A 22983-nucleotide genomic window follows, 5' to 3' on the forward strand; every position below is an offset into this window, starting at 1 on the left:
GATGCACACGGACAACAGAAACGCAGACCTGGTTTATCGCTTCATTCGTCTGCCCCAGGCGCAGCAGCAGCTGTTTCTCGAAAAACTGGCGTCCAAGGGCGTCACCCTCGCGCAGCTGCCCATCCCGGTGGTCAGGCACGAAGTCGAACGCCCGCTGCTGTCCTATGCCCAGCAACGCCAGTGGTTCCTCTGGCAACTGGAGCCCGCCGGCTCGGCCTATAACATTCCGACTGCGCTCAGGTTCAGGGGGCGGCTCGATGTGGCTGCCTTGCAACGCAGCTTCGAGACGCTGATTCAACGTCACGAAGCCTTGCGCACGAGCATTGGCGAGGTGGAGGGCCAGCTGATCCAGGTCGTCCACCCGAACCAGCCGTTCCAGCTGGCCCGCCAGGCCTTGGGGGCAGTGGCAGAGCAGGTGTTGCAGGCGCAGGTTGCGCTGGAAGTTCAGCAGCCGTTCGACCTGGTCCATGGGCCGCTGCTGCGGGTCAAGCTGTTCGACCTGGCGGCGGATGAGCATGTGCTGGTGCTGACGTTGCACCATATCGTCGCCGATGGCTGGTCGATGCCACTGCTCATCGATGAGTTGGTGCGCCTGTATGAGGGTTACAGCCAAGGCCGTGAGGTGGCGCTGGCCGAACTGCCTATCCAGTACGCCGATTATGCGATCTGGCAGCGTGCCTGGATGGAAGCCGGAGAGCGTGAGCGTCAGCTGGCCTACTGGACCGCGCAGCTGGGCGATGAGCATCCGGTACTGGAACTGCCCACCGACCGGCCACGCCCAGCGTTGCAAAGCTATCGCGGCGAACGAATCGATGTTGACCTCGGCGAGGCGTTGAGCCTGTCCCTCAGGCAACTGGCACAGCAGCAGGGGGCGACGCCCTTCATGCTGCTGCTGGCGAGTTTCCAGGCGCTGTTGCACCGCTACTCCGGGCAGGCCGATGTGCGCGTGGGCGTGCCCATCGCCAACCGAAACCGCGTGGAAACCGAGCGGCTGATCGGCTTTTTCGTCAACACCCAGGTGATGCGTGCCGAATTCGACACGCAGCTGACCTTTACCGAGCTGCTGGCACAAGTGCGACAGCGCGCGTTGGGCGCGCAGGCGCATCAGGACCTGCCCTTCGAGCAGTTGGTCGATGCCTTGCAGCCGGAGCGCAGCCTGAGCCATAGCCCACTGTTCCAGGTGATGTACAACCACCAGGTCCGAGGCAAGGGCGAGCGCCATCGCTTGCCAGGCCTGGAGGTAGAAGCGCTGCAGTGGAACGTGCAGGCGGCGCAGTTCGACCTGACGCTGGACAGCTTCGAGCATGGGCAGGGCATCGGCGCCACGCTGACCTTCGCCACCGACCTGTTCGATGCGTCGACCATCCAGCAGATGGCGCGACACTGGCTGAATCTGCTGCAGGGGATAGTCGCCAACCCTGAGCAGCGGGTGGCCGAACTGCCATTGCTGGATGACGGGGAGCGGCAACAGATCGTGCATGGCTGGAATGCCACTCAGGCAGCCTACCCGGACGAGTGCAGCATTCATCAGCTGATCGAGGCCCAGGTGTGCACCACCCCGGATGCCCCGGCGCTGGTATTCGGCGAGCAGGCCCTGAGCTATGCCGAACTCAACCGCCGTGCCAACCAGCTGGCGCACCGGTTGCGCGAGCAAGGCGTGGGCCCGGACGTGCTGGTCGGCATTGCCATGGAGCGCAGCCTGGAGATGGTCATCGGCCTGCTGGGCATCGTCAAGGCCGGCGGCGCCTACCTGCCGCTGGACCCGGAGTACCCGCAGGAGCGCCTGCGCTACATGTTCGACGACAGCGGCATCGGCTTGCTGCTGAGCCAGTCGCACCTGCGCGACAGCCTGCCGATCCCGGTCGGGCTACGCTGCCTGGAGCTGGATACGGAAGACCTGAGCAGCTACAGCGCGGCCAATCCGAACGTCGCGGTGGCACCGCTGAACCTCGCCTACGTGATCTACACCTCCGGCTCCACCGGTCGCCCGAAAGGCGCCGGCAACAGCCATCGGGCACTGGTCAACCGCCTGTGCTGGATGCAGAAGGCCTACGGCCTGGACGCCAGCGACAGGGTGCTGCAGAAGACCCCGTTCAGCTTCGACGTGTCGGTGTGGGAGTTCTTCTGGCCGCTGATGACCGGCGCGCGGCTGGTCGTGGCCCAGCCGGGGGCGCACCGCGACCCACAGCTGCTGGTGGACACGATCAACCACTACGGCATCAGCACGCTGCACTTCGTGCCGTCGATGCTGCAGGCGTTCATGAGCCACGAAGCGGTGGAGCGCTGCATCAGCCTCCGGCGCGTGGTGTGCAGTGGCGAAGCACTGCCGGCCGAGCTGGCCCGCCAGACCCTGCAACGCCTGCCGGCGGCGAGCCTGTACAACCTGTACGGGCCGACCGAAGCGGCCATCGACGTCACCCACTGGACCTGCCAGCCGGAGGAAAATATCAGCGTGCCGATCGGCCAGCCGATCGACAACCTCAAGGCCCACATCCTCGATGGCAGCCTGCACCCGGCGGTACGCGGCAGTGCCGGTGAGCTGTACCTCGGTGGCGTGGGCCTGGCCCGTGGCTACCACCAGCGCCCGGCGCTGACCGCCGAACGCTTCGTGCCAGACCCGTTCAGCGCCGCTGGCGGGCGCCTGTACCGCACCGGCGACCTGGCGCGCTACCGCGCCGACGGGGTGATCGACTACGCCGGGCGTATCGACCACCAGGTGAAGATCCGCGGCCTGCGCATCGAGCTGGGCGAGATCGAAGCGCGCCTGCTGGAACTGCCGAGCGTGCAGGAAGCGGTGGTGCTGGCCCAGGACGGGGCGAACGGCAAGCAACTGGTGGCCTGCGTGGTGCCTGCCGACAGCTCGCAAGAGCAGGGCGCATTGCGCGACAGCCTGCGTGCCGCGCTCAAGGCCGGCTTGCCGGACTACATGGTGCCGGCGCACCTGCTGCTGCTCGACCAGCTGCCGCTGACGCCGAACGGCAAGCTCGACCGCAAGGCACTGCCGCAGGCGGATGCCAGCCAGTTGCAGGGTGAGTACGTCGCCCCGCAGAGCGCGTTGGAGCAGCAGATCGCGGCGATCTGGGCGGACGTGCTGAAGCGGGAACAGGTCGGCCTGACCGACAACTTCTTCGAGCTGGGTGGCGACTCGATCATCTCGCTGCAAGTGGTCAGCCGCGCACGTCAGGCAGACATACACTTCACGCCCAAAGAGCTGCTGCAGCATCAGACGGTGCAAGGGCTGGCGTCGGTTGCCCGGCGCAGCGAAGCACCAGCGTTGGAGCAAGCTGCGGTGACCGGTCCTGTACCGCTGATTCCGGTACAGCGGTGGTTCTTCGAACAAGCGCTTGCCGCCCCTGACCACTGGAACCAGGCGGTGCTGCTCGAACCCGCTCAGGCACTGGATGCAGCCCTGTTGCGCCAGGCGCTGGGGGACCTCCATAGCCATCACGACGTGCTGCGGCTCAATGCCTGGCAGCACGATGGCCACTGGCAGGCCGCGATTGGCACAGCGGTACCGACCGAGCTGCTGTGGGTATGCGAGTGCGCCAATGCCGAGGCGCTGGCCCAGCTGGCCGACCAGGCCCAGCGCAGCTTGAAACTGACCGAGGGGCCACTGTTGCGCGCCGTACTGGCAACGCTGCCAGACGCCAGCCAGCGGTTGCTGCTGGTCATCCATCACCTGGTGGTGGATGGCGTGTCATGGCGGGTGCTGCTCGAAGACCTGCAGCAGGCCTATCAGGCCCATGCTGCCGGGCAGCCGGTAAAATTGCCGGCCAAGACCAGCGCGTTCAAGGCCTGGGCCGAACAACTGCAGGCCTATGCCAGCCGGCAGGTGCTGCAGCAGGAGCTGCACTTCTGGCGTGATCAACTGCAAGATGCCAGTGATGCCTTGCCTTGCGACAACCCCCACGGCGAGAACCGGCACAAGCATGCCGCAACGGTGAGCACGCGCCTGGACTCGGCCGCTACCCGCCAGTTGCTGCAACAGGCGCCCGCTGCTTACCGCACGCAAATCAACGACCTGCTGTTGACGGCGCTGGCCCGTACCGTCAGCCGTTGGACCGGGCTGCCGCAGGTACTGGTACGCCTGGAAGGCCACGGCCGCGAGGACCTGTTCGCGGGTATCGACCTGAGCCGCACCGTGGGCTGGTTTACCAGCATGTACCCGGTCAAGTTGACCGCACAGCCCGATCTGGCGGCCTCGATCAAGACGGTCAAGGAGCAACTGCGCACAGTACCCAACAAGGGCCTTGGCTACGGTGTACTGCGTTACCTGGCCGGTGGCGAGGCACAGGCAACCTTGGCGGCGCTGGCCCAGGGCGCGATCATCTTCAACTACCTGGGCCAATTCGATGGCAGTTTCGACCAGCAGGCCAGCCTGTTCAGGCCGGCCAGGGAATCTGCCGGCCTGAACCAGGACGAGGACGCACCGCTGAGCGGCCTGCTGGTCCTCAATGGCCAGGTGTATGGCGGTGAGCTGACGCTGGGCTGGACCTTCAGCCGTGACGTCTTCGATAGCGCGACCATCCAGCACCTGGCCGACGCCTATGGCGAAGAGCTCAAGGCCCTGATCAAGCACTGCTGCGAGGACGACAGCCGGGGCTTTACCCCATCGGACTTTCCGCTGGCCGGGCTGACCCAGGCGCAACTGGACCGCCTGCCGCTACCCGCCGCCCAGGTTGCCGACATCTACCCGCTTTCGCCAATGCAGCAGGGCATGCTGTTCCATACCCTGCACGAGCGCGAAGCAGCGCTGTACATCAACCAGACTTGCGTCGAGGTGCAGGGCCTGGACAGCGAGCGTTTCGTTGCCGCCTGGAATCAGGTGATCGCCAGCCACGACATCCTGCGCACGCTGTTCCTCGCTTCGGCGCAGTGGGCCCAGCCCGTGCAGGTGGTGCAGCGTCAGGCCAGCCTGCCGTTGCGCGTCATCGACTGGCGTGGCCGTGAAGTGACCGGCGAGGCCCTGCAGCGGTTGGCAGACGAGGACGCCGGGGAAGGTTTCGACCTGGCCAGCGCGCCGTTGATGCGCTTGACCCTGGTGCAGCTGGATGAGCAACGCCTGCACCTGATCTGGTCGCGCCATCACATCCTCATGGATGGCTGGAGCAATTCCCGGTTGCTGGGAGAAGTGCTGCAGGTGTATCACGGCCGGCCGGTGAGCCACTCAGGTGGGCGCTTCGGCGACTACATCCGTTGGCTCGACGCGCAACCGCGCGACCAACTGGAGCAGTTCTGGCGCGCCAAGCTACAGGCACTGGAGGGGCCGACGCTGTTGGCCGACAGTATCGCGCCACCCGCGGACGCCACGCTTGCCGGGCACCATGCGCTGTACCTGCGCTGGGATGCCCGGCGCACGCAACGGCTGCGCGATCAGGCCCGGCGCCTGCGAGTCACGCCCAACACCTTGGTGCAGGGTGCCTGGCTGTTGCTGCTGCAACGTTACACCGGCCAGGCCAGCGTGTGCTTCGGCGCTACCGTGGCGGGGCGCCCCGCCAGCCTGGCCGGAGCGGACGAGATGCTGGGGCTGTTCATCAACACGCTACCGGTGGTGCAGGCACCGCAACCCCAGCACATCGTCAGCGACTGGCTGCAGCAGCTGCAGCACTTCAACCTGGAACTGCGCGACCACGAGCACGCCGCGCTGGCTGATGTGCAGCGTTGGGCCGGGCAGCCGGGGCAAGCGTTGTTCGACAGCATCGTGGTATTCGAGAACTACCCGGTCGACGACCGCCTGCGCGAGGGCGGCGGGGCAACGCTGCGCTTTGGCGAAGTACGCCACCGCGACGTCACCAACTATGCCATGGACCTGGCCGTGCAACTGGGCGAAACCTTCACGGTGGAGTTCTTGTACTTGCGCAACCGCTTTACCGAAACCGCCGTCGAATGCCTGCGCGGCAGTTTCGAGAGCCTGCTCGGCGCCATGCTCGACAACCCCCAGGCGACGCTGGGGAGCCTGGGCATGCTGACGCCGAGCCAGGCGCAGCACGCCTCTCTGCGCAACCACCTGGTGGCGCCCGAGCGCGAGCAGCCGTTGCTCGCCGCAAGCATCGCCGCGCATGCCCGTGAGCACGGCGATGCCATGGCGGTGATCTGCGCCGGCGAGCACCTGACGTATGGGCAACTGGACGCCCATGCCAACCGCCTGGCCCATTACCTGATTGCCCAGGGGGTAGGCCCGGAAACCAGCGTGGGTATCGCGCTGGAGCGGTCTGTGGCAGTGATCGTGGCGTTCCTGGCGGTGATGAAGACCGGCGCAGCCTATGTGCCGCTGGATATCGACTACCCGCAGGAGCGCCTGCAGTGGATCGTCGAGGATTCGGCAATGCACCTGCTGCTCACCAGCAGCGGCCTGCGTCAGCGCTTCAGCCAAGTGGCGCGCTGCGTCGAGCTCGACCAGCAGGCGCTGGAGCATCTGCCCGCGACTGCCCCGGCGTCGCGCGCCTGCGCGGACAACCTGGCCTACCTGATCTACACCTCGGGCTCGACCGGCAAGCCCAAGGGCGTGGCGGTGAGCCACGGCCAGATCCGCATGCACTGCCAGGCCATTGCCGAGCTTTACGAGATGGGCGCGCAAACCCGCGAGCTGTTGTTCATGTCGTTCGCCTTTGACGGTGCGCAGGAACGCTGGCTGTCGACATTGTCCTCGGGCGGTTGCCTGGTGTTGCGCGACCATCGATTGTGGAGCGCCGAAGAAACCTGGCAGACCTTGCATGACCAGCGCATCGATATCGCCTGCTTCCCGCCGGCCTACCTGCAACAGCTGGCCGAATACGCCGAGGGCCAGGCGCAACCTGCACCTGCGGTGCGGGTGTACTGTTTTGGCGGTGATGCGGTGCCGGATGCCCTGTTCGAACAGGTCAAGCGCGCGTTGCGTCCGCGCTGGTTGACCAATGGCTACGGCCCGACGGAAACCGTGGTCACCCCTCTGTTGTGGAAAGTGCCCGTGCAGCAGGCCTGCGGGGCCGTGTACGCGCCGATCGGTGACCGCGTTGGCGAGCGCACCCTGCATGTGCTGGACTCGGGCCTCAACCCGCTGCCCGATGGTGTCGCTGGCGAGCTTTACATTGGCGGTGCGGGCCTGGCGCGAGGTTATCACCAGCGCGCGGCGCTCACGGCCGAGCGCTTCGTGGCCGACCCGTTCGCCAGCGGTGGCCGCCTGTATCGCACTGGCGATCGGGTGCGGCGGCGTGCCGATGGGGTCATCGACTTTCTCGGGCGGCTGGACAACCAGCTGAAAATCCGCGGCTTCCGCATCGAACCCGGGGAAATCGAGGCGCGCCTGCGCAACCTGGCGGGCGTCCGCGACGCCGTGGTGGTGGCGCGTGACAGCAACGGCGGCAAGCAGCTGATCGGCTATGTGGTGCCGGTCAACGCCGCTATCCGCGCCGAGCCTTTACGCGATGCCTTGCGTGCCGAGCTGCCGGACTACATGGTGCCGGCACAGCTGGTGCTGCTGCCAGCGCTGCCGCTCACGCCCAATGGCAAGGTCGACCGCAACGGCTTGCCAACACCGGCGTTCACCACAGGCAGGGCGTGGATGGCGCCGCGCAATGCCATCGAGCAGGCGTTGGCGGCGATCTGGCAGGATGTGCTGGACGTGCAGCAGGTCGGCGTCGATGACAATTTCTTCGAGCTGGGCGGCGACTCGCTGCGGGTGCTCAAGATGCTGTCCAGGGTACGTGCCTGCGAGGAGCTGCCGATCGAACTGAAACTGCGCGATGTGATTGCCCGGCCGACTATCGCCGAGTTGTCTGGTTATGCGCCTGATGAGCCTGGCCGGGACCCGCTGCTGCCGCTCAACACCCGGGTAGACGCAAGCCCGCCGTTGTTCTGCCTGCATGCCGGGTTCGGCACGGTGTTCGATTACGAGCCGTTGGCGCGCCAGCTGGACGGCCGCTGTACGGTATATGGCCTGCAATGCCGTATGTTGCTCGACCCTGCCTGGGTGGACGACTCGCTCGAGACGATGGCGATCGACTACGCCCAGTACATTCGACAGAAGCAACCCGAAGGCCCTTATCAACTGGCCGGCTGGTCGCTTGGCGGCACTCTGGCAGTGCTGGTCGCCAAAGAGCTGGAAAACCAGGGGCAGCGGGTTGCCTTGCTGGCGTTGGTGGACAGCTTTGTGCCCACGGCCGGGCAAGCCATGCCGGAAAGCGACTGGAGCGCTGACCTGCGGGGTTTCCTGGCAGTTATCCTCGGGGTTTCGGCAACTGCGCTGGTGCTGCCGACGGTACCGGCAGGCACTGGTCAGGCGGCGCTGGAACGGGTGATCGAGACGGTGCGTGTCACCCAGGCGGCGCAGTCGGGCTATGCGCAAATTGGCAACGCCGATCTGGCCCAGACCTTCGTCGTGGCCATGAAGCTCAAGGAACTGTCGCGTCGTTTGCGCCAGCTGCCGCCTACCGAGATCGCGGCCAGTTGCTGGTGGGCGGGAGGGGGTGTGCACGCGGGTAGCATTGCGGGTAGTTGCCAGGACCTGGGCGTCGATGCCGGGCACTATGACATCCTTGCGCACGCGGATGTGCTTGAGGGAATGATGGCCAGGCTGTTGCTGGCAGACACGATAAGCGAGTAAACCCGCGAAGCACAAAGCCGCTCCTGCAGGTGCCGCGTCAACTCGAAGCCGGCGCTGTACCTGTAGGAGCGGATTTATCCGCGAATCAGGTGACGCGGGGGCACCGGCTGTGCCGGTATTCGCAGGCATGCCCGCTCCGGCAATGGACCGAGCACTGCTTCTGAAGAGTGTGCCGGCATGAAAAAGGCGACCCTGAGGTCGCCGTTTTCGTTTCTGCGCTCAGAAATCGTAGCGCAGGTTCAACGTTGCGTTTCTCGGCGCGCCATAGTGGCCGTAGTTACCGGCCAGGCCAGCGTAGTACTTCTTGTCGAACAGGTTGTCCACGTTCAAGGTAGCGGCCAGGTGTTCGCTGATCTTGTAGCGGGCCATCAGGCTGGCAACGGCGTAGTCTTCCTGGGTGATGCGGGTGTTGTAGCGGGTGGCCAGGGATTGCTCGGAGTTCCAGTTGACCCCACCACCGACAGTCAGGCGCTCCCATTCGCCGGGCAGGCGGTAGGTGGTCCACAGGCGGAATGTATCCAGCGGCAATTGCGAAGTCAGGCGCGTGCCGTTGGCATCCTCGGTGCGGGAATGGCTGTAGCCGGCGTGCAGTTCCAGGCCGCGAGCCACCTCGCCCGACAGTTCAAGGTCGATGCCTTTGGTTTCGGCGCCGCTGACCGCGCGATACGCGGTGGAGTTAGGCACGCCCGGTACGCTGAATCCGGTGTCTTCCTCGGCAAGATTGTCGCGTTTGATCAGGTAGATGGCGGCGTTGGCGTTCAGGCGGCCCTCGTAGAACTCGCCTTTCCAGCCCATTTCATAATTCTGCCCGATGACGGGGTCGAGCACCTTGCCTGTCCGGTCGCGGCTGGTCTGCGGCTTGAAGATATCGGTATAGCTGGCATACACCGATTGCTCGTCGCTCAGGTCATAGATCAGGCCAGCATACGGCGTGAATTCGCCACGCTCCTGCAGGTGCGATGGGTTGCCGTTGCCGGTGGTCAGCACCACCTGGTCCGAGTCCGAACGGTAACTGGTGGTACGGGCACCGAGGATCAGGTGCAGGTCGTCGGTGAAGTTGAGGCGAGTGGCGATGAAATAACCGGTCTGGCGGATGAACAGGTCATAGTCCAGCAGGGGGGAATAGTTGCCAGGTTGCGGTATGCGGTTGCCCCAGGTGTAGAAATTGAAATCGGCGGCACCGGCGGTGCCGGTGAAGTGGTTGTTCTCGTAATCCAGGTAGTCGAAGCCGGTAACCAGCTCGTGGGTCTGGCCAAACAACTCGAAAGGCCCCTGCAGCGTGATGTTCACGCCGCGCTGGACTTGGTGGGCATCGACCTGCAGCAGGTCGGCCTTGGCATTGCCGCTGGCCTGGTCGAGGGTGGATACCCCCGCACCGGTGCGGTAGAACGCCGACAGCGAGTCACGATCGACATCCATGTAGTTGCCGGCCATCTTCAATTGCCAGCCATGGCCAAGCTCCTGGTCCAGGCCAAAGGAGTAGTTTCTAGTGGTGTAGTCTTCGTACATCCAGCGTGGGCCGGAGCTGGTCGAGCGGGAGAAGTTGGTGGGCTGGCCATTGTTGAAGAACAGCGGCACGCCCGGGGCACCATTGGCGTCGTAGGTCTGGTAGTCCATGCCGAAGCGCACGGTGGTGGTATCGGTCAGGTCGGCCTCTAGCACACCGTACACCAGGTCACGGTCCTGGCTGTACCAGTCCATGTAGCTCTGGTTGCTTTGCTTGGCCGCTACCAGGCGGCCGCGCAGCTTGCCGCTTTCGATCAGCGGGCCGGAGACGTCGGCCTCGGTGCGATAGTAATCCCAGGAGCCCACACCAGCCTGCACATAGGACTGGAACTCACGGGTCGGGCGCTTGCGCACCATGTTGACCACACCATTGGGCTCGCCGGCACCGGTCATCAGGCCGGTGGCGCCGCGAACGATTTCCACCCGGTCGAACATGGCCATGTCCATCAGGGTGTTGGGCATGTTGCGGGTGAGGTAGTCCTGGGTCGTGTTCACGCCATCGAGCTGGTAGGTGCTGATTTCCGAACCGCGCGAATAGATGTGAAAGCGTTCTCCACCGTCCTGGGACATGGTGATGCCCGGGTTCTGTTTCAGCACGTCGGTGATGGTCGCCAGGTGCTGGTCGTCCATCTGCTGCCGGGTAATGACACTGATGCTTTGCGGTGTTTCCCGAATCGACAGGTTCATGCGCGTGGCGGTGCTGGTCACACCGGTGGTGTACGACCCTGTGCCTTCGGTGGTGGCCCCCAGGCCCGTGCTACTGACGTTGGTCGCCGAAAGCTCGACCTGGCCGTCCTTTGCGCTTGAGCCTGCGCTGACGGTCACGGTATTGCCGTCGATCTGGTAACGCAGGCCGCTGCCAGCTAGCAGGATGGCCAGTGACGAAGCGAGGTCGTGCTGGCCATTGAGGCCCTTCGAGCGCAACCCGCCGATGTCCTCCGGGCTGTACAGCAACTGGGTATCGGTCTGTCTGGCCAGTGCCTGCAATGCCGAATTCATCGGCTGCGCGGGAATGTCCAGGGTCCATTCCTGTGCCTGTACCTGGGTGACCATCGCAGTGGACATCGCCAGGCCCAGGCTGACGCGTGATAACGCGCGCCGGGGACGGAGGGAGTGACGCATCAGTAACGCTTTGGCAAGTGGGTTGAGCGGGCCGGGCAGGGACTTGGACATCTATTGCGGTCTCGTTGGCAGAGGGTTTTATCTGTGTCAGCAATAGGACGCAGCACCTGGAAAAAACCGGAACGATTCTTATTGCCAATTTTTTTCGAGGCTGCTGCGCCAACCGCGTCACACCTTCACAATTCACGTGCTACGCGAAATCCGAGGAAGTCACCGCGGGTGGTCTTGAGGCGGTCGTTGCGGTTGGCCGAGCGGGAGAAGATCGGCGGCTCGCCCCAGTCGTTGCCACGCATGTGCGCGCGGATGCACTGGGGGTCCTGAACCCAGGCGCTGCCGTCGGCGGGCGCGCCTTGGTAGCTGTCGTGGTAGCAGTCGGCGACCCATTCGTAGACGTTGCCGTGCATGTCGTACATGCCGAAGGCATTGGCCGGGTAGCTGCCCACCGGGGCGGTAAAGGCGTAACCATCCCTGGGGCCGTAGGTGTTGGCGTGCTTGCTGATCTGGTACTTGCCCGGTTCGTCGAAGGGGAAGGGGAACGGGCCGCTGGAGCCTGCGCGGGCGGCGTATTCACGTTCGGCCTCGCTGACCATGCGGTAGGGCTTGCCGGTGGTTTTCGCCAGCCAGCGGGTGTAGGCCTGCACTTCGTCGTAGTCAACGCACACCGCCGGTTGGCGGGGGCCCTGTGGGTAGCTGGGCTTGCTGGCCTGGCACCAGCGGCCGGGGCGGTCGTCGCCGCTGCTGATCACGGTGCCGGTGGCCTTGATGTAGGCGTCCAGTTCGCCAGCGGTGACCTGATAGCGGCTCATGGCGAAGGGTTTGGCGAAGGTCACGGTGTGCAGCGGGCCTTCGTCGGGCTGGCGGCCGAGTTCATCGTCGGGGGCGCCCATCAGGTAGCTGCCGGCGGGTAGCACGACCATTTCCGGGCAGTCCTTGCAGTCCTGGAACACGTCACCGGGTTTGGCGGCGTGGGCATGGGCGCTGACCAGCAGCAGGCAGGTGATCTGGGCTGGCCGGCAAAGCCAGGTGGATACGTTCATCGGTGGTCCTCGGAACGGGTGAATGCGGGCTGCGTTTCGCATTCAGACGAACCGGGGCGGTGGAAAATTAACCAGGGGCGTGCAGTCGTTGTGGGTGCGTGGCCGGCGACAGTTGCCAGCCAGGAAGCACCGGGCTATAGTCCGGCCTATTGTTCTCTTCCCGATGACCTGCTCATGCCAGCCAGCCCTTCCACCACATGCTTTGCCATCGCGCCAGTCGCGGGCATGGTCGTGCGTGGCCGCCAGCAGCCGGTCATGATCAGTCACTATCCACCACCTGTCAGTGGCGTCGTGGGCGGCGTAGCTCCGCCTCGCTGCGTGGTCGTACTGGGCTGATCGGCTTCCGGCCGTTCCCCTTCGCACACGCAACCTACTGGACACGGGCGGCGACTTCCCTCGCTGAAGCGCACGTCGTCCGTCTGGCTTATTTGCCTTATATCAGGTGGCAACCCATGTCTGTCTTTAGCAAAACCTCCGTGGCCTCGGCGGCCACTACCTGCCTGTTCGTCCTGCTGTGGAGCAGCGGGGCGATCGTTTCCAAGCTGGGCCTGGCGCAGGCCAGCCCGTTCGCCTTTCTGCTGCTGCGCTCGGCGCTGGCCCTGGCCGGCGTGCTGCTGATCGGGCCGCTGCTGGGGCTACGCTGGCCGCGCAGTCGCAGCGCCGTGCTGCGGGCCCTGGGCACCGGCTGTGTGCTGCTTGGTGCCTACCAGATCTTCTACCTGCTGGCGCTCGCCACCCAGGTCACCCCCGGCATCATGGCCACGGTGATGGGGGTACAGCCGATCCTGACCGTGGTACTGATGGAGCGCCAGCGCTCGTGGAGCCGCCTGTTCGGCCTGGGCTTGGGACTGGCTGGCCTGATCATGGTGGTCTACCAGGGCATCAACCTGGGCGGGGTATCGCTGGCAGGAATGCTGTTCGCCCTGCTGGCGCTGGCCAGCATGACCTTTGGCTCGATCCTGCAGAAGCGCATCACCGACAACCCCATGGGCACCCTGCCGTTGCAGTACCTGGCCGGCTTTGCCATGTGTGCACTGTTCGCGCCGCTGCAGCCACTGCATGTGCAGTGGAGCGGCGGCTTCGTCGGCGCGCTGCTGTGGATGGGCCTGGTGGTCTCGCTGCTGGCGACCTTGTTGTTGTACCGGCTGATCGCCAGGGGCAACCTGGTCAATGTCACCAGCCTGTTCTACCTGGTGCCGGCCGTGACTGCGGTGATGGACTTGCTGATCTTCGGTAACCGCCTGGCACCGCTCGGCCTGCTGGGCATGGGGTTGATCGTGGTGGGCCTGCTGTTCGTGTTCCGCAAGCCGGCCGCGCGCCTGGCCGAGGCGTAGGCCTTAGCGGAATTCTTCGGGGATGGCGTGGCGCAGCACGCCTTCCTCGAAGTCCAGCAGGCCGGCATCGCGCTGGGTGAGCAGGTAGTAGAGCAGGGTGTCGAGCGAACGCTGCGGCGGAACCTCCAGCGCCAGCATCTTCACCGCCTGTTCGGTCTCGCAGTTGCAGCCGAAGTCTTGCAGCGCCGCGCGTACCTGGTCCAGGGTTTCCGGGGGCTTGACGATAACCCGGAACACCGAGCTGCCGCTGCTGCGGCGCAGTTCGGCAAACCAGGTTTCGCCGGCTTCTTCGCGGGTGGCGATCACGTCGCCCGGGGCAATACCGTAGACATGGAAGGGAATGTTGTCGACGGCATAGCCACCTTCCACGGCCCTGGCCCACAGCCCCTCGACCGAGGCCGGCGGATAGCCGTTTGCGTCCTGTTCCAGGCGGAACAAGACCTTCTTGTATGCGCTGTTCACTGTCTACCTCGCTTCAGCTGCGCGCCGGGCGCAGCACCAGCCACAACGCCGCACCGATCAGCAGGCCGCCGTACAGGTGCGCCATCGACAGCGGTTCGTCCAGCAGCCATGCCCCCCACAATACGCCGAACACCGGAATCAGGAAGGTCACGGTGCTCGCCTTGACCGGGCCGATTTCCTCCAGCAGGCGGAAGTACAGGATGTAGGCGAATGCGGTACACAGCAAGCCCAGGCCCAGCAGCGACAGCCACACCTGCCAGCCGCCCCAGCTGGCCGGGGGCTGGCTCAGTGCGCTCCAGGCAAACAGCGGGCTGAGCATCAGGGTAGCGCCGAGCATGCTGCCCAGTGCCGACAGGCGGCTGTCCAGGCCGCTGACCCAGCGGCGCGCGAGGAAGCCGGCAAAGCCGTAGCAGGTGGTGGCTGCCAGGCAGGCGAGGGCGCCCTGCAGCAGGGCCAGGTCGAGGGCCACCGGGCCGGCACCGCTGAGGATGCCGACGCCGAACAGGCCGAGGAAGATGCCGCATAGCTTGGCCAGCGTCATTGGCTCGCGGAAGAACAGCGCACCGACCAGCACGCCCATCAGCGGCGTGGTGGCGTTGAAGATCGCCGAATAGCCGGCCGGTAACACCTGGGCGGCCACGGAATAGAAGGTGGCCGGAATGCCGGAGTTGATCATGCCCAGTACCAGGCAGGCGCCCAGCTTGCCCTGGAAGTCCCAGCGCACCCGGGCGGCGGCAAACAGCGCGACCAGGCCCAGGCAGGCGATGGATACGCGGAAAAATGCGGTCGGTAGCGTGCCAAGCTCCGGGGCGATGATGCGCATGAACAGGAAACTCGCCCCCCAGACGGCGGCAAGGGTCAGCAGGCGGGCTAGGGCGATGGGGCTCACAACGGTCTCCGGCGGCAGGGCAGGGCGCGAGTGTACGCCAGGGGGCGGGGGGATTCTTGTGCTTTCTTGCGCTGTAACCCTGCGTTGGCCCAATCGCCACCGCAAAGCCCAAGGGACGGCTAAGCTCTGTATTTCGCCCTGCACCGAGGCCCGCACATGCCCCAACCCTGGCCCGCCGTCGAGATTGCCCGGATGATCCTCGCCGGTTTCGACGACTACCGTGACCACTTCCGGCGCCTCACCCTCGGCGCCCGCAAGCGCTTCGAACAGGCGCGCTGGCAGGAAATCCAGCGTGCCGCTGCCGCTCGCATCAACCTCTACGAAGAAAAGGTCGGCGAGGTCAACGGCTGGCTGCGCCAAGGGTTTGCCGAGGAGGTGCTGCTGGACGTGGCGCAATGGCCTCTTGTGAAGAACGCCTACATCCACCTGATCGACCCGCGCCTGGACGACGAGCTGGCCGAGACCTGGTACAACTCGCTGTTCTGCAGCCTGTTCAGCCACGACCTGATCAGCGACGGCTGCATGTTCATCCACACCACCCGGCCCTCCATGCGCAGCCGCGAACGTGCTGCGCAAACCTGCACCTATCGGCCTGTCGGTGGTCTGAAAGGCTTGCTGCGGGCGGTATTTGCCGATTACCCGTTCGATGTGCCGTACGGCGACCTGGAGGGCGACCTGGCGCGCCTGGAAGAGCAGTTGCGCGACTGCCTGCCGGACTGGGTATGCAAGGACCCGGCCCTGGCCCTGGAGTTGTTCGTGCCGGTGCTGTACCGCAACAAGGGGGCCTACCTGGTCGGCCGGCTATACAACAGCGACGAGCAGTGGCCGCTGGTGATTCCGCTGCTGCACCGCGAAGGGCATGGCATCGAGGCCGATGCGCTGATCACCGACGAGGCCGAGGTGTCGATCATCTTTTCCTTCACGCGCTCGTACTTCATGGTCGATGTGCCGGTGCCGGCGGAGTTCGTCAACTTTCTCAAGCGTATTCTGCCGGGCAAGCACATTGCCGAGCTGTACACCTCCATTGGTTTCTACAAGCACGGCAAGTCGGAGTTCTACCGGGAGCTGATCAACCACCTGGCCAGCAGCGACGACCGCTTCGTCATGGCGCCCGGGGTACGTGGCATGGTCATGAGCGTGTTCACCCTGCCGGGTTTCAATACCGTGTTCAAGATCATCAAGGACCGCTTTTCGCCATCGAAGACAGTCGACCGCGCCACGGTGATCGACAAGTACCGGCTGGTGAAGAGTGTCGATCGGGTGGGGCGCATGGCCGATACCCAGGAGTTTGCCGATTTCCGCTTCCCGCGCGGCAAGTTCGAGCCGGAGTGCCTGGCCGAGCTGCTGGAGGTGGCGCCCTCGACCGTGGCGCTGGAGGGCGACACGGTGCTGATTCGCCACTGCTGGACCGAGCGGCGCATGACGCCACTGAACCTGTACCTGGAGCAGGCCAGCGAAGCGCAGGTGCTGGAGGCGCTGGAGGATTACGGCCTTGCCATCAAGCAGCTGGCGGCAGCGAATATCTTCCCTGGCGACATGCTGCTGAAGAATTTTGGCGTTACCCGGCATGGCCGGGTGGTGTTCTATGACTATGACGAAATCAGCTTCCTGACCGAGGTCAACTTCCGCCACATCCCGCCGCCGCGCTACCCGGAAGACGAGATGTCGGGCGAGCCGTGGTACTCGATCGGGCCGCATGATGTGTTTCCCGAAGAATTTCCGCCGTTCCTGTTCGCCGATATCGGCCAGCGTCGGTTGTTCAGCCGCCTGCATGGGGAGCTGTACGACGCGGATTACTGGAAGGGGCTGCAGGCGGCGATACGCGAGGGGAAAGTGATCGATGTGTTTCCGTATCGGCGCAAGGGGCGGTGACTGTGCTTTAGCAGGCCCGGCCTCTTCGCGGGTAAACCCGCTCCCAAAGATACGGCACAGTACGCGAAACCAGTGGGGTGCCTGTGGGAGCGGGTTTACCCGCGAAGAGGCCGGGCCTGCTTGTCACCGTTCCCCCTTCAAGCACTTCAATTCGCTGAAATTGGTGCGCACCTGGCCCAGCCGCTCCTGCAGGAACCGCCGCTGCTGCGGCGTGCTCTGCTGCACCAGGTCCACCAGCAGGCTACGTGCCTGCCGTTCGGTGTTCTGATACGCCGCGCGATACGCCGGCGTCCACAAGCTCTCCTTGCGCTGCAGCAAGGTCGCCAGGCGCGGTTCGAAGCTGGCGTCGTTACGCTGGTTCATCGCCAGCAGCAGTTGCTGCTGCCAGTGGGCGCGGTTGGCGATCCATTCGCGGTTCTGGTCGCCCAGCGCCTCGGACCAGGCCCGCACCCGCTGCTGCTGCACCGGGGTCAGCTCGCCAAACCAGGGCGTGAGGCGTTTTTCCATGCGTTCGGCACGGCGGGCAATCTGTTTCGACAGCGGCGTATCGACATACTGTTTCTGCCGTTCGGCGATGTCGTCGCGGAAGGCATCCCGCATCTCCGCCACCTGGGCGTCACTCATGCCGCGCAGCAGTTCAGTGGCCGACGGGGTGATTTCCTCGGCCACCCGGCCAATCGCCTCGCGGGCTTCGCGGGTGCGTTGCTGCAGGGCCTGGTCGGTTACCTGGTCGTCGGCCACCATGTCGCGTATCCGGTCCAGCCAGTCGAGGTAACCGGGCAATTGGGTCTGGCAATGCCAGGCCAGGTGTTCGCGCAGGCGGTCGTCGAGCATGGCCTTCTGTTCACGGTTCATGTCCAGGTAGTCGCCCAGCGACCATGGCACCAGGCGGTCGAGGTTGCGGTAGGCCAGGTCAATGCGGCTGCAGGCGGCCACCGCCATGACGAAGCCGATGGCGATGAGCAGGGCTTTGGACAGGCGTAGCGGCATGGGCTGTTCCTTGCTGAGGCTTGCCAGACGGTAGACGCAAGGGGGCGGCTGACGGTTCCACTGCATCAGCGGTCGGGCGGCGCGCTGGCTTCAGGTGTAGAATAGCCGCCTTGTCTTGAGGATCATCGGAAATGGCTCTGCTTGGGCGTTACAACAGTTTGCAAATCGTGAAACACGTGGACTTCGGCCTGTACCTGGATGGCGGTGCCGACGGCGAGATCCTGCTGCCCGCGCGCTACATCCCGAAAAACGCCGAAACCGAAGTCGATGACTGGTTGAACGTGTTCCTCTACCTGGACAGCGAAGACCAGCTGATTGCCACCACCGAAAAGCCCAAGGTGCAGGTCGGCGAGTTCGCCAGCCTCAAGGTCAAGGACATCAACGGGGCCGGCATCTTCCTCGATTGGGGCCTGTCCAAGGACCTGCTGATGCCGTACTCGGAAGAGGCGCGGCCGCTGAAGATCGGCGACTATTGCGTGGTCCACGTCTACCTCGACAAGCGCACCCGCCGCATCACCGCCACCTCGCGCCTGGACCGCTACCTCGACCGCACCCCGGCGGACTACCAGGTAGGCCAGCCGGTCGAGCTGCTGGTGGCCGGCGAAACGCCGATGGGCTTCAAGGCCATCATCAACAACCGCCACTGGGGCCTGATCCACAAGAACGAGGTGTTCAAGTTCCTGCGTTCGGGCATGCACGAAAAGGGCTTCATCAAGGAAGTGCGCCACGACGGCAAGATCGCCCTCAGCCTGCAACCGGTGGGCGCGGCCCTGGCCGACAGCCTGCAGGAGCAGATCATGGCACGCCTGGAGGCCGAAGGCGGGGTGCTGGGGGTGTGTGACAAGAGCGACCCGGCGCTGATCAGCAAGCTGTTCAACGTCAGCAAGGGCAACTTCAAGAAGGCCATTGGCGGCCTGTTCAAGCAGGGCCGTATCGTCATCCATGACGATCGGATCGAGAAGGCCTGATCAGGCCTGCACGAAGGTACGGAAGTCCAGCTGCTCGCCACCCGGGCGGGTGTCGCGCAGCAGCGAATCGCGGTCGGCACTGAGCGCCAGGCTGATGGTCGAGCGGCGCTTGCCGGGGTTGCGCACTTCCATCTGCTCCTGATGGGCGCGCAGGAAGTTGGTCGGCACTTTCAGGTGCTGCAGCTCATCGCTTTCCGGGGTGTGCAGCAGCAGGTTGACCCAGTCGGGCTGGCCCTTGCGCAGCAGCGCCACCGGCACCTCGAACCACCACAGGTTGCGTTTGCGGTCGAGAATGGCGAACAGGGTATTGGCGCTGGTCAGCACCGGCCGGGCCAATGCCTGGTTGCGCCGGGCGATGGCGGCGGGTTTGTCGAGTTTCATGCAGGTTCCTGCGGGTTGACGCTATGAAGGCCTGCATTGTGAGGGGTGGCACCCGGCGCGGCAAGGCTTGCAGTCTGCCATGCCTGCAATGATGCCGCTTGGCTCATGCATATGTGATTCATTGAAACTCCTGGCGAAGGGCCTGGGTCCACCGACTGTCGACACGGTCCACGTGTCTCCAGTTGCAGGAGTTTTGCCATGAGCGGTACCAAAGACAAAGCCAAGGGGTTGGCCAACGAAGCGATCGGTAACGTCAAGCAGGGTGTTGGCAAAGTCACCGACAATGACAGGCTGCGCGCCGAGGGCGAGGCGCAGGAGCTGAAAGGTGAGGGGCAGCAGATCAAGGGCAATGTGAAGGATGCAGTGAAAAAGCCTTGATGTGAGTGTCGAATCGGCCTCTTCGCGTTTGCCCCGCGAGGAGGCTGTTACTGGCGTAAGAAAATTCCTGAAGCATTGCCGGGAGCAACGCACTGCCGACAGGGTCTATTAGACTTGTCCGTTGAACCGATCAAGCGGCGAAAGGAGACGCTATGATTTTCCCCGACCTGCGCGGCCTGCCCTTGCACCGCGTGCTGGTACGTACAGTCAAGGAATTCCTTGACGACGAGATGTCCACCTACGCCTCGGCATTGGCTTATCAGGCACTGTTTTCGCTGTTCCCTTTTCTGCTGTTCCTGATAGCGCTGATCGGCTTTCTGCACTTGCCGGACTTCTTCTCCTGGCTGCGCCTGCAGTCGGAACTGGTGCTGCCGCCCCAGGCACTGGAGCAGGTGAACCCGGTGATCGACCAGTTGCAACAGTCCAAGGGCGGGTTGCTGTCGGTGGGTATCGTGATCGCCCTGTGGACCGCCTCGGCCGGTGTGCGCCTGATGATGAGCGCGATGAACGCCGCCTACGACGTACCCGAGGGGCGCCCGGCCTGGAAGCGCATGCCGCTGTCGATTTTCTACACGGTAGGCTTGGCCGGCATGCTGCTGGTGGCGGCCGCGCTGATGGTGCTGGGCCCGCAGGTCATGGAATGGATCGCTGCGCAGGTTGGCATGCAGGAGTACATCGTCATCTTGTGGACCGTACTGCGCTGGCCGGTGATCGTCATTCTGCTGATGGTCGCAGTGGCGGTGATCTACTACGTGATGCCGGATGTGAAACAGGAGTTTCGCTTCATCACGCCGGGCTCGGTGTTGGCGGTGGTGGTGTGGATCGTGGCATCGCTGGGCTTTGCCTATTACGTGAAGACCTTTGCCGACTACAACGCCATGTACGGCAGCATTGGTGCAATCATCGTGCTGTTGCTGTATTTCTACATTTCCGCTGCGGTGTTGCTGCTGGGCGCGGAGATGAACGCCGTGATCGAGCATATGTCCAGCGAGGGCAAGAACCCGGGCGAAAAGGAAGCTGCCGAGCACACGCCCCACGCCACCATTACCGTGCTGGGCCATGAACACCCGGTACCCAGCGAGCACCAACCTACCGAGCCGAACCCCCGATGATCCGCGACATTCTCAAGATGGGTGACGAACGCCTGCTGCGCATCGCCCCGCCCGTACCCCAGCACATGTTCGGCAGCGCCGAGTTGCAGCAACTGATCGACGACATGTTCGAAACCATGCATCACGTCGGCGGGGTCGGCCTGGCGGCGCCGCAGGTCGGCATCGACCTGCAGCTGGTGATCTTTGGCTTCGAGCGCAGCGAGCGGTACCCGGATGCCGAACCGGTGCCGCAGACCATCCTGCTCAACCCGCTGATTACGCCAACCTCCAGCGAAATGGAGGACGGTTGGGAAGGCTGCCTGTCGGTACCTGGCCTGCGTGGCGTGGTGCCGCGTTTCAAGCACATCTGCTATACCGGCCTCGACCCCCAGGGCAAGCCGATCGAGCGCTTTGCCGAAGGCTTCCATGCCCGGGTGGTGCAGCACGAATGCGACCACCTGATCGGCCGCCTGTACCCGTCACGCATCCAGGACTTCTCCCGGTTCGGCTACACCGAGGTGCTGTTCCCCGGGCTTGACTCCAGCGACGACTGACCCCACTGCAGGGCTACCAGGCGTTTGCTGCGCTGGTAGCGCAGCAGGCGGCCAGCCAGGGCTTCCGGCAGGTGCCCGGCCGAGGCGAAGCCCAGGCGCTGGTAGAAGGCTGCAAGGTCCGGATGGCAGAACAGCCAGGTCGGCCCGCCTGCCTGCGCCAGCGCCGCCTCGATCAAGCGCCCGGCTGTCCCCTGGCGACGCCATTGCGGGTCGACGAACAATCCACTCAGCCAGAAACCGTTGCCTGCCGCACTCAGGCTCAACCCGGCGATGATGCCCGGAGCCCGGGCTACCCACAGTTGCCCGTCGCCCGCAGCACGCATGCGCGTGCCGTGCTGGCGGTAAAAATGGTTCAGCAGCGGGCGTTCGGCGGCCGACAGTGGCGAACATTGAAGATTGGCTGAAATGGCGAGTCCTGCCCTGAAAGGTGGCCAAAAGCTCTGGCCTGACGAGTTGCGGCCACGTTGTCGCAGATTGTTGCAAATCCTGCAAGGCTGAATATCCGACTGTGGGGTTCAACTATTCAGGGCCGAGAGTAGACTTTCAAGCATCCCCCCTGGCAGTACGAAGCGGGATCGGTACTTCGTGCCATCTCTACCGCAGATGGCAACTTCTCCGCGCCGTTACGGCAATAGAAGTCAATCGATCAGCTTGAACGCTTGAAAGGCAGACTCACATGAAACCATTACTGATTCTTGCATTGGTCGGTATGTCCTCGTTCGCCCTCGCCGACGAGGCCAAACCCGTCAGCAGCGAGCCCCTGGCCCAGCAATACGACTATTCGATGAATCTGGATATCAAGCGGGTGATCAACCTGTCGACCATCCCCAACGTCTGCGAAGTGGTCCCGGCGACCATGACCTACGAGGACCACCAGGGGCAGGTGCATACCATCCAGTACCGTGCCATGGGTGAGGGTTGCCAGCAGGGTTGACCAGGTCGTTGTCTGATGTGGGTGGCCCCTGCGGCGGTCTGTTGCCCCGAGGCCACCTGCGCACTTCCCTTCCGCAGCGCACTCATGGCACGCTCTACGCCGCTTTCTTGAGCCGCAGTCGAGCCTTGCATGCCTTTCTCCAACGGTTTCCTCCTCAGCCTGTCCCTGTGCCTGGATATCGGCATCGCCAATATCGCCATGATTACCCTGGCCATGCAGCGCGGTTTTCTCCAGGGCTTCTGGCTGGGCCTCGGCACCTGCGTCGGCGACCTGCTGTATGCCATCGCCGCACTCGCCGGTATGACCGTGCTGCTGCAGTTCGAATCGGTGCGCTGGGCGCTGTGGCTGGGTGGTTCGGTGCTGCTGGTGTGGTTTGCGCTGAAAATGCTGCTGGCGGCGTGGCGCGGCGGGCACATGGAGGCGCGGGCCGAGGTGGTGGTGGAATCGGGCTGGCGCGAATTCCTGCGCGGTGTCTTCCTGGCCATGTCGTCGCCCAGCGCCATCTTGTGGTTTGCCGCGGTGGGGGGCGTGCTGATCTCCCGTTCCGGCGGCGGCAGCCTGCTGGAGGTCGGGTTGTTCCTCGGCGGTTTCTTCGCGGCTGGGCTGGTGTGGTGCGTTGGCTTGTGTGGCATTGCCAGCCATGGCGGGCGCTTGCTGGGTGACCGGTTGCTGACCTGGTCGTATCTGCTGTCGGCGGCAATCTTCTGCTATTTTGCAGCGTACGTGATCGTGTCGGGGTATCGGGAGTTCGTTTGAGCAGGTCGGCCCATTGCCGCTCCGCCAGAAATATTTCCAGGCCTTGTCGATTGCCCCGTCCTCGGATCGACCATAGGTGAAGGCACGCTGCCGGCGTTGCCGCCACCCATGACCTGTCGGAGGAACCC

General features: G+C 64.4%; 16 protein-coding genes. 9 read left to right on the forward strand and 7 right to left on the reverse strand.

Annotation, left to right across the window (positions count from 1 at the left end):
- Position 1: 1 nt before the first annotated feature.
- The gene (locus HU760_RS07300; RefSeq protein ID WP_186676160.1) at positions 2–8581 is read left to right on the forward strand and encodes a non-ribosomal peptide synthetase; all 8580 of its coding nucleotides are present in this window, start codon (positions 2–4) and stop codon (positions 8579–8581) included.
- A gap of 219 nt (positions 8582–8800) precedes the next feature.
- Here the strand turns inward: HU760_RS07300 and HU760_RS07305 are convergent, their stop codons facing one another.
- Positions 8801–11260, reverse strand: a complete 2460-nt coding sequence (locus HU760_RS07305) for a TonB-dependent siderophore receptor (RefSeq protein WP_186676162.1) — start codon at positions 11258–11260, stop codon at positions 8801–8803.
- A gap of 125 nt (positions 11261–11385) precedes the next feature.
- The gene (pvdO, locus tag HU760_RS07310) at positions 11386–12246 is read right to left on the reverse strand and encodes a dihydropyoverdine dehydrogenase (RefSeq protein WP_186676164.1); all 861 of its coding nucleotides are present in this window, start codon (positions 12244–12246) and stop codon (positions 11386–11388) included.
- Between the two features lie 452 nt (positions 12247–12698).
- Here pvdO and HU760_RS07315 point away from each other — a divergent pair, with 452 nt between their 5' ends.
- Positions 12699–13580: a DMT family transporter gene (locus tag HU760_RS07315; protein ID WP_186676166.1), complete on the forward strand. Its 882-nt coding sequence runs from the start codon at positions 12699–12701 to the stop codon at positions 13578–13580.
- A 3-nt stretch (positions 13581–13583) separates the two neighbouring features.
- On the opposite strand, the gene HU760_RS07320 is transcribed toward HU760_RS07315, so the two are convergent.
- Positions 13584–14042, reverse strand: coding sequence for a DUF4265 domain-containing protein (locus HU760_RS07320; RefSeq protein WP_186676168.1), 459 nt, complete (start codon positions 14040–14042; stop codon positions 13584–13586).
- A 13-nt stretch (positions 14043–14055) separates the two neighbouring features.
- On the reverse strand, positions 14056–14931 hold the full coding sequence (locus tag HU760_RS07325; protein ID WP_186676170.1) for a DMT family transporter: 876 nt from the start codon (positions 14929–14931) through the stop codon (positions 14056–14058).
- A gap of 156 nt (positions 14932–15087) precedes the next feature.
- Here HU760_RS07325 and aceK point away from each other — a divergent pair, with 156 nt between their 5' ends.
- Positions 15088–16803, forward strand: a complete 1716-nt coding sequence (gene aceK, locus HU760_RS07330; RefSeq protein ID WP_186676172.1) for a bifunctional isocitrate dehydrogenase kinase/phosphatase — start codon at positions 15088–15090, stop codon at positions 16801–16803.
- Between the two features lie 123 nt (positions 16804–16926).
- On the opposite strand, the gene HU760_RS07335 is transcribed toward aceK, so the two are convergent.
- Complete coding sequence (locus HU760_RS07335) at positions 16927–17793, reverse strand: DUF6279 family lipoprotein (RefSeq protein ID WP_186676175.1); 867 nt, start codon at positions 17791–17793, stop codon at positions 16927–16929.
- A 131-nt stretch (positions 17794–17924) separates the two neighbouring features.
- On the opposite strand from HU760_RS07335, the gene HU760_RS07340 reads away from it, so the two are divergent.
- Positions 17925–18761 carry a CvfB family protein gene (locus tag HU760_RS07340; protein ID WP_186676179.1) on the forward strand — a complete coding sequence of 279 codons (837 nt, stop codon included), beginning with the start codon at positions 17925–17927 and terminating at the stop codon, positions 18759–18761.
- Here the strand turns inward: HU760_RS07340 and HU760_RS07345 are convergent, their stop codons facing one another.
- Positions 18762–19142 carry a hypothetical protein gene (locus tag HU760_RS07345; protein ID WP_186676182.1) on the reverse strand — a complete coding sequence of 127 codons (381 nt, stop codon included), beginning with the start codon at positions 19140–19142 and terminating at the stop codon, positions 18762–18764.
- 198 nt (positions 19143–19340) lie between these two features.
- On the opposite strand from HU760_RS07345, the gene HU760_RS07350 reads away from it, so the two are divergent.
- From HU760_RS07350 to def, 3 genes are all read left to right on the forward strand, one after another.
- A complete protein-coding gene (locus tag HU760_RS07350; protein WP_186676185.1) occupies positions 19341–19520 on the forward strand; it encodes a CsbD family protein in 180 nt (59 codons plus the stop codon).
- A gap of 152 nt (positions 19521–19672) precedes the next feature.
- Positions 19673–20632: a YihY/virulence factor BrkB family protein gene (locus tag HU760_RS07355; RefSeq protein WP_186676188.1), complete on the forward strand. Its 960-nt coding sequence runs from the start codon at positions 19673–19675 to the stop codon at positions 20630–20632.
- Positions 20629–21165 (forward strand): peptide deformylase, encoded by a 537-nt coding sequence (gene def, locus HU760_RS07360; RefSeq protein WP_186676190.1) that lies wholly within the window; start codon positions 20629–20631, stop codon positions 21163–21165. Before HU760_RS07355 ends, def begins: the two co-directional genes overlap by 4 nt.
- Here the strand turns inward: def and HU760_RS07365 are convergent.
- Positions 21120–21488 carry a GNAT family N-acetyltransferase gene (locus HU760_RS07365; RefSeq protein ID WP_186676192.1) on the reverse strand — a complete coding sequence of 123 codons (369 nt, stop codon included), beginning with the start codon at positions 21486–21488 and terminating at the stop codon, positions 21120–21122. The genes def and HU760_RS07365 overlap by 46 nt on opposite strands.
- A gap of 353 nt (positions 21489–21841) precedes the next feature.
- Between HU760_RS07365 and HU760_RS07370 the strand changes: the two genes are divergently transcribed.
- Positions 21842–22099, forward strand: coding sequence for a DUF2790 domain-containing protein (locus tag HU760_RS07370; RefSeq protein ID WP_186676194.1), 258 nt, complete (start codon positions 21842–21844; stop codon positions 22097–22099).
- Positions 22100–22228: 129 nt separating this feature from the next.
- Positions 22229–22855 carry a LysE family translocator gene (locus HU760_RS07375; protein ID WP_186676195.1) on the forward strand — a complete coding sequence of 209 codons (627 nt, stop codon included), beginning with the start codon at positions 22229–22231 and terminating at the stop codon, positions 22853–22855.
- Positions 22856–22983 lie beyond the last annotated feature (128 nt).

Source organism: Pseudomonas oryzicola (genome assembly GCF_014269185.2).
GTDB lineage: Bacteria > Pseudomonadota > Gammaproteobacteria > Pseudomonadales > Pseudomonadaceae > Aquipseudomonas > Aquipseudomonas oryzicola.

What these genes read in the sequence shown, in the direction of transcription:
- HU760_RS07300 (WP_186676160.1), top strand. Translation starts at nt 2, where the DNA reads ATGCACACGGACAACAGAAACGCAGACCTGGTTTATCGCTTCATTCGT.
- HU760_RS07305 (WP_186676162.1), bottom strand. Translation starts at nt 11,260, where the DNA reads ATGTCCAAGTCCCTGCCCGGCCCGCTCAACCCACTTGCCAAAGCGTTA.
- pvdO (WP_186676164.1), bottom strand. Translation starts at nt 12,246, where the DNA reads ATGAACGTATCCACCTGGCTTTGCCGGCCAGCCCAGATCACCTGCCTG.
- HU760_RS07315 (WP_186676166.1), top strand. Translation starts at nt 12,699, where the DNA reads ATGTCTGTCTTTAGCAAAACCTCCGTGGCCTCGGCGGCCACTACCTGC.
- aceK (WP_186676172.1), top strand. Translation starts at nt 15,088, where the DNA reads ATGCCCCAACCCTGGCCCGCCGTCGAGATTGCCCGGATGATCCTCGCC.
- HU760_RS07335 (WP_186676175.1), bottom strand. Translation starts at nt 17,793, where the DNA reads ATGCCGCTACGCCTGTCCAAAGCCCTGCTCATCGCCATCGGCTTCGTC.
- HU760_RS07340 (WP_186676179.1), top strand. Translation starts at nt 17,925, where the DNA reads ATGGCTCTGCTTGGGCGTTACAACAGTTTGCAAATCGTGAAACACGTG.
- HU760_RS07345 (WP_186676182.1), bottom strand. Translation starts at nt 19,142, where the DNA reads ATGAAACTCGACAAACCCGCCGCCATCGCCCGGCGCAACCAGGCATTG.
- HU760_RS07350 (WP_186676185.1), top strand. Translation starts at nt 19,341, where the DNA reads ATGAGCGGTACCAAAGACAAAGCCAAGGGGTTGGCCAACGAAGCGATC.
- HU760_RS07355 (WP_186676188.1), top strand. Translation starts at nt 19,673, where the DNA reads ATGATTTTCCCCGACCTGCGCGGCCTGCCCTTGCACCGCGTGCTGGTA.
- def (WP_186676190.1), top strand. Translation starts at nt 20,629, where the DNA reads ATGATCCGCGACATTCTCAAGATGGGTGACGAACGCCTGCTGCGCATC.
- HU760_RS07365 (WP_186676192.1), bottom strand. Translation starts at nt 21,488, where the DNA reads ATGCGTGCTGCGGGCGACGGGCAACTGTGGGTAGCCCGGGCTCCGGGC.
- HU760_RS07370 (WP_186676194.1), top strand. Translation starts at nt 21,842, where the DNA reads ATGAAACCATTACTGATTCTTGCATTGGTCGGTATGTCCTCGTTCGCC.
- HU760_RS07375 (WP_186676195.1), top strand. Translation starts at nt 22,229, where the DNA reads ATGCCTTTCTCCAACGGTTTCCTCCTCAGCCTGTCCCTGTGCCTGGAT.